Here is a 5,758-nt window from a genome sequence, read left to right as displayed (position 1 = left end):
AGCGTGATTCCGGATCGCCTGGCTCCGCTGGTCGAAGCAGGCGTCATGCCGGCGACGATGGTGTCGGAGTGGGAGACCCCGGCACGCGAACTATATATGGCATATCCGCAGCGTCGTCGCGACGAAGCCGTACGCACGGCAACGTTCGGCGCGTCGGCAATGATCTACGCTGCCCGCTCGCTGGGTATGGGGTCCACGCCGATGATCGGCTTCGACGCTGAGGCGGTTCATCGCGAATTCGGCTTGGCCGATGACGAAGTGCCCGCGCTTCTGCTCGCTGTCGGTGCCGAGCGTCAAGGCAACTGGGCGCAAAAGCCGCGTCGTCCCGTGGACGAAGTGCTCGACCTCGTCTAAGCGTGTTGCTGGAGTGTTCACTACGTATAACGTCCAGCCAGCCGCGAAAAGGGTAGTCGTAGGCAAGATGACGCTCAACTGAAGTCCTGAACGGCTTCGACCCGCGCCCGGGCACGAAGCAATCCGAGAGAAGGGTTCAAAAATGAACCGTTCTTAATAAGTAGTACGAATTAATCAGAGATCCTATCATGACCCGTACCACCATTCTTACGCCGGAACAAGTACCCGCCGAATCGAAGGCAACGCTCGATGGCTTCGCCAAGAATATCGGCTTCACGCCGAACATGATGGCTGCGTTCGCGCAAAGCCCGATCGCGTTCAACGCCTGGGCCTACCTGCTCGGCTCCCTGAGCAAGGCGCTCGATGTGAAGACGCGCGACAGCATCGGCCTGGCAGTCTCCGAAGTGAACGGTTGCAACTACTGCCTGACGGTCCACAGTTTCACCGCTGAGCATCTGGCGAAACTGCCGGCGGAAGAAATCATCCTCGCGCGCAAAGGCCACGCCGCCGATCCGAAGCGCGATGCGGCTGTCCAGTTCGCGCGCAAGGTCATCGAAACCCGTGGGAAGGTGGGCGACGCCGACCTGAACGCAGTTCGCGAAGCGGGCTACACGGATGCAAACGTGATGGAAATCGTCGCACTGGTGGCCATGTATTCCCTGACGAATTTCTTCAATAACGTGTTCGATCCCGAGATGGATTTCCCCGCTGTCACGCCGGCCGGTTCGATCTGAGCTCGAGACTGCGACGCCCATGACGTTGGTAACCCGAGAGCGACGTTCTTGGGGGCACCATTCGCGGGGACGGTCAGCCAGTTTCGTTAAATGGCTGGCCGTCCCCGATCAAGGAAAAAGATGACCCTTCAGCATCCAGTCTTCACGCGCTGGCCAGCGCAACACCCCGACCGGCTCCAGCTCTTTTCACTGCCGACTCCCAACGGCGTGAAGGTCAGCATCATGCTGGAGGAGACGGGCCTGGCGTACGAGGCCCATCGTATCGACATCCTGGCGAACGAAAACCAGGAACCTGCTTTCGTTTCTCTCAACCCGAACGGCAAGATTCCGGCGATCTTCGATCCAGACGGTCCCGGGAACCGCCCGATCGCATTGTTCGAATCAGGTGCGATCCTGCTCTATCTTGCCGACAAGACGGGGCAGTTCTTGTCCACGGACCCAGCGCTTCGCTTTGAGACGATCCAGTGGCTGATGTGGCAGATGGGTGGTGTCGGTCCCATGTTTGGACAGGTCGGCTTTTTCAACAAATTCGCCGGGAAAGCCTACGAAGACAAGCGCCCGCGCGACCGCTATGCGTCGGAAGCCGCGCGTTTGCTCGGCGTGCTCGACACTCGGCTTGCCGGACGCAACTGGGTGATGGGCGATGACTTCAGTATTGCCGACATTTCTCTGCTCGGGTGGGTTCGTAACTTGATTGGCTTTTACGAGGCGCGCGACCTTGTCGGCTTCGATCGCTTCACTCATGTCCAGCGTTGGTTCGATCGCGGTCTCGCACGCCCTGCTGTGCAGCGCGGCCTCGAGATGCCGTCAGCCTGAATCAGGCCGGGCAGTTAGCCGCATAGCCTCGCTGACACGCAGAAGGAAAAGACCATGAAGATACGGAACATCATCATTGCCAGCTTCGTTGCACTAGCTGCGATGGCCGCCGATTCCGCGGAAGCTCACGACGGTGACGGACAAACCGTCACGAAGAATTTCGACGCAGCGATCCCCAACGTCCCCGGCAAATCGGTGATTGTACTGGAAGTTACGTACGCGCCCGGCGCGGCATCTGTTCCTCACACCCACGCGAAATCCGCATTCATTTACGCGTACGTGATCGAGGGCGCTGTAGAGTCCAAGGTGAATGACGGCCCAACCCGCATCTATCGCGCGGGTGAGAGCTGGTCAGAACCGCCCGGCGCTATACATTCAATCAGCCGAAACGCGAGCAAAACTCAACCCGCGAAATTGCTTGCCGTGTTTGTCCTCGACACGGACGACAAAGCGCTAACCACGCCGCTCAGATAGCGGGAATTTTTCCGACAAACACGAATCCTGCGAGGCACTGGAGAGTTTTTTCTCAATGCGCAGGAAGTCCTTTCAGACGAGTGAATCCATGATTGAAATCACCGCAGACGCCGAAGCGATCATAAGAGGGGCAATACTGTCGTTCGTCGCGACGGTCAATGAGGATGGGACGCCGAATCTTTCGCCAAAGGCCTCCTTAACGGTCAGGAATGGCAAGCTCTACTTCGCCGATATCGCGTCGCCCGGGACGTTGAGGAATTTGAATGCCAACGCCGCCGTCGAGATCAACGTAGTCGACGTGTTCCTGAGGCGTGGTTACCGGTTCAGAGGAAAGGCGTTCATTTTGCCGCCTGACGGTGACGAATACTCAACGATCGCGGACTGGGTTCGTATAAGCAACGGGCCTGAATATCCTGTCGAACACGTTGTCAGGATTGATGTTACTTCGATGTCTTCATTGCTCTCCCCTGCGCACATCTTTGCCGAGCCGCCTCGCAGTCAAGATGAGATACAGAGTACGTACCGTCGGAAGTACGGTATGCGCTTAACCGGGGAATAGACTTTAAATGTCAACCTGCGGTTCGACCGAATCACGCCTTCGCGACCGGAGGAAAGAAATTGCCCATGAGACTGAAGTTAATTGTGAATGATCGTATTGCTTGATGCTGTGGTTTGGTCATGGTTGCGCTTCATCGCTTTACTGCCATAGGACTTCGGGATAACTCTATGCAATCAGTTGAGATCAAAGCCATCGAAAATAGCGATTTCGATATGTGGCTGCCACTTTGGGAAGGCTATCAGCGGTTTTACAAGGTTGATATACCGCACGCTGTGACGCGCAACACCTGGGAGCGCTTCCTCGACCCCAACGAACCGATGCACGCGGTGCTCGCCATGACATGCGGTCAACCTTGCGGCTTCGCGCACACGGTCTACCAAAGGTCGACCTGGACATCTGCCGACTACTGCTATCTGCAGGACCTGTTTGTTTCACCTGACGCACGTGGGCGTGGCATTGGTCGCGCACTGATCGAACATGTGTACGCGGCTGCGAAACTTCGAAAAGCTCCTCGGGTGCACTGGTTGACTCACGAAACGAACTATCCAGGCAGGCTCCTCTACGACGCCGTGGGAGAGCGCTCTGGCTTTATACAGTACCGGAAGGTGTTCAAGTGAATCTCACCTGTCCTGCCTTTACCTGGAGACTAGCGAGGCGTCGCGAGCTGGATGGAAATAACGGGTGGCGTCGGTCGGATCTCCAGTGTGTCTAACGTTTCCGTGACTATTTCGGTCGAAGTTAGTCCCGGAGTCGCTATCGGAAAAGTAAAGCTGTGAATCGGTAAAAAACCCTTCAACATACTGAATCGGGAAATCAAAATGAGCATTCGTACAAGTCAGTTTCGCTTTCAAATCGCAGAACGGAGCGTTGGGTCTCGAACTGGTCTTTTGTTGCTGAGGTGGGCGCTTGTCGTAATCTTTCTGTGGTTCGGAGCAATGAAATTCACCCACTATGAAGCGACTGGAATATCGCCGTTTATCGTGAATAGTCCTATCATGGGCTGGTTGAATTCTGCGTTCGGTGTTCAAGGGGCAAGTGATGTGATTGGTTTGCTAGAGCTGTCGACCGCAGTCGCTCTAATTATCGGATCGATTCAGCCCTTTTTCTCTGCGTTGGGCGCTGCGATGTCGGCCGCTACCTATCTGATCACGCTTACCTTCATGTTGAGCACCCCTGGCGTCGCCGAAGCGACTGCAGGTGGCTTTCCTGCGATTTCGGCGTTGCCCGGCCAGTTCCTGCTTAAAGACCTCGTCCTGCTGGCTGCATCGTTGACGCTCTTGCTGGGGTCGCTCCGGACTTCGCACGGCGACGCACGGCGGTGATTTGATGGAAAGTTAAATATCTGGATAAGCTGAGGAGATGAAGAATGGAAAGCAAAACCGCACGAAGCGCTGAGATAGGCGACAGAATTTCTGACAAATCCTCGCATCCGGATGAGCGTACTCTCCGCGACTGGTTGGGTCCGGAGGCGTTCGAACATTGGGGCGAACTGCGAAGCTGGATCGACGAGTTTTACCCCAATGTTTTCACGCCGGATTGGATATATGGCGGCAAGAAGCGTGGTTGGGCACTGCGCTACAAGGAGAACAGGGCGTTTTGCAGTCTGTTTCCGGCATACAGGCTGTTGTCCGTATTGGTCGTCTTGGGCCGGGCCGAACGAGAGAAGTTTGAAGAAAGGCGTTATTTCTGGAGTCCGCCGCTGGTCAAACAGTACGACGAATCCCGGACTTATCATGACGGGAAATGGATGACAATTCCAATCCTGTCGGTGGATGACCGAGTTGAGGTGACAGATCTCATGAGGATGAAACGCCCCACGCTTACACCTTTTCGCGGGTTGTAGCCCGGTATCACATGGGCGGTGGCTGCATTGTTGCGCACCGCCTGTTTGCGCTTTCGCTCCGCACCTCATATAAATTTCTGCGGGCCATCCGTGGCTGACCGGCACGCAAAGGTCACGCGGATACCTGCGTAAAAATCACCAAGGTGCACGTAAATCTGGGCTCCGGCTGAGTTGGGCTAAACCGTCGCGAGCGTTTTCTCCCGTCGTCGATTAGGAAAGGCGATACGCCAGAACTTGAGATACCTACAATGCCCCAGAAGCTTGTTTCCAAACCCGGAGCCAACAGCCAAACTCGCATATACAGCTTCCCATGCGGAGAGGTTCTCGTCGATATTCGCTATGGGGATGGTGTCACCAGACTGAGTGACCTTGACGACATCCAGACGCGTGGTGAAATCAGAATCGTGGTTCTTGATTCGATTGAGCGCGTCGACGAGCGACTGCGCGCACAGCTTGGAAAGCTCAATGATGGAGATGCACTTATCGTATTCGTGGCCAACGAAGAGATGAGTTCGGCAGCTGCCAATACGCTAAAAATCAGTGCTCGTGGGTAAGTGGTGGGGCGCCTTAGGCTTTGATAGCCGGATTGAGTTGCAAAGACTCGGATGTAGCGGCGCTGTGGAACGGGGTGTCAGCACTCTGATGTTTTCCACAGCGACTCCGTACCATGCGAGCGCTATTTGCCGCGAGCGGCGCGGGGGGCACACAAAAATAAGGCGCTGACCCACTGCGGCAAGCGCAGGCCGGAGGAGGCGCAGCTGGTGTGCGCCTTTGGCCAGCAGGTGAGAATGTGAACAGGCGCTAGTGTCTCGCCGCCCGCATCCGCGTCGTCGTCGCGTCGACCGCGAGTATCGAATCACTCACGAGGGCCACGGAAACATCGACGGGACACGCGTGGGTAGATTCTCCTTCAGCGAGCGATGCCTCGGCGATCCGGTTCGCGTAGTACCGCAGGTCGCCGGTCAGCCCTAGTTCGGC

At 56.4% G+C, this 5,758-nt stretch carries 9 protein-coding genes; all 9 read left to right on the top strand.

The window, feature by feature from the left end; genetic code table 11:
* Nucleotides 1-354: nitroreductase family protein (locus AB4Y36_RS40270; RefSeq protein WP_368685912.1), on the top strand; the 354-nt coding region annotated here is incomplete at its 5' end.
* A 188-nt stretch (nucleotides 355-542) separates the two neighbouring features.
* Complete coding sequence (locus tag AB4Y36_RS40265) at nucleotides 543-1,088, top strand: carboxymuconolactone decarboxylase family protein (protein WP_368602210.1); 546 nt, start codon at nucleotides 543-545, stop codon at nucleotides 1,086-1,088.
* Nucleotides 1,089-1,208: 120 nt separating this feature from the next.
* On the top strand, nucleotides 1,209-1,904 hold the full coding sequence (locus tag AB4Y36_RS40260) for a glutathione S-transferase C-terminal domain-containing protein (RefSeq protein WP_342923972.1): 696 nt from the start codon (nucleotides 1,209-1,211) through the stop codon (nucleotides 1,902-1,904).
* Between the two features lie 54 nt (nucleotides 1,905-1,958).
* Nucleotides 1,959-2,378 carry a cupin domain-containing protein gene (locus AB4Y36_RS40255; RefSeq protein ID WP_342949712.1) on the top strand — a complete coding sequence of 140 codons (420 nt, stop codon included), beginning with the start codon at nucleotides 1,959-1,961 and terminating at the stop codon, nucleotides 2,376-2,378.
* Nucleotides 2,379-2,466: 88 nt separating this feature from the next.
* Entirely contained in the window at nucleotides 2,467-2,937 is a 471-nt protein-coding gene (locus AB4Y36_RS40250) for a pyridoxamine 5'-phosphate oxidase family protein (RefSeq protein ID WP_368685911.1), read from the top strand.
* A gap of 167 nt (nucleotides 2,938-3,104) precedes the next feature.
* Nucleotides 3,105-3,554, top strand: a complete 450-nt coding sequence (locus tag AB4Y36_RS40245) for a GNAT family N-acetyltransferase (protein ID WP_342949713.1) — start codon at nucleotides 3,105-3,107, stop codon at nucleotides 3,552-3,554.
* 201 nt (nucleotides 3,555-3,755) lie between these two features.
* On the top strand, nucleotides 3,756-4,259 hold the full coding sequence (locus tag AB4Y36_RS40240; protein ID WP_342949714.1) for a DUF417 family protein: 504 nt from the start codon (nucleotides 3,756-3,758) through the stop codon (nucleotides 4,257-4,259).
* Nucleotides 4,260-4,303: 44 nt separating this feature from the next.
* The gene (locus tag AB4Y36_RS40235) at nucleotides 4,304-4,780 is read left to right on the top strand and encodes a DUF3788 domain-containing protein (RefSeq protein WP_368602212.1); all 477 of its coding nucleotides are present in this window, start codon (nucleotides 4,304-4,306) and stop codon (nucleotides 4,778-4,780) included.
* Between the two features lie 248 nt (nucleotides 4,781-5,028).
* On the top strand, nucleotides 5,029-5,334 hold the full coding sequence (locus tag AB4Y36_RS40230; RefSeq protein ID WP_368685910.1) for a hypothetical protein: 306 nt from the start codon (nucleotides 5,029-5,031) through the stop codon (nucleotides 5,332-5,334).
* Nucleotides 5,335-5,758 lie beyond the last annotated feature (424 nt).

The organism is Paraburkholderia sp. BR10936, assembly GCF_040965735.1.
GTDB lineage: Bacteria > Pseudomonadota > Gammaproteobacteria > Burkholderiales > Burkholderiaceae > Paraburkholderia > Paraburkholderia nodosa_A.
The sequence above is the reverse complement of the archived record's forward strand: the minus strand, read 5'-3'. Positions and strand labels throughout refer to the sequence as shown.

Coding starts and splice junctions, on each gene's coding strand:
- AB4Y36_RS40230 (WP_368685910.1), top strand. CDS start 5,029: ATGCCCCAGAAGCTTGTTTCCAAACCCGGAGCCAACAGCCAAACTCGC.
- AB4Y36_RS40235 (WP_368602212.1), top strand. CDS start 4,304: ATGGAAAGCAAAACCGCACGAAGCGCTGAGATAGGCGACAGAATTTCT.
- AB4Y36_RS40240 (WP_342949714.1), top strand. CDS start 3,756: ATGAGCATTCGTACAAGTCAGTTTCGCTTTCAAATCGCAGAACGGAGC.
- AB4Y36_RS40245 (WP_342949713.1), top strand. CDS start 3,105: ATGCAATCAGTTGAGATCAAAGCCATCGAAAATAGCGATTTCGATATG.
- AB4Y36_RS40260 (WP_342923972.1), top strand. CDS start 1,209: ATGACCCTTCAGCATCCAGTCTTCACGCGCTGGCCAGCGCAACACCCC.
- AB4Y36_RS40250 (WP_368685911.1), top strand. CDS start 2,467: ATGATTGAAATCACCGCAGACGCCGAAGCGATCATAAGAGGGGCAATA.
- AB4Y36_RS40265 (WP_368602210.1), top strand. CDS start 543: ATGACCCGTACCACCATTCTTACGCCGGAACAAGTACCCGCCGAATCG.
- AB4Y36_RS40255 (WP_342949712.1), top strand. CDS start 1,959: ATGAAGATACGGAACATCATCATTGCCAGCTTCGTTGCACTAGCTGCG.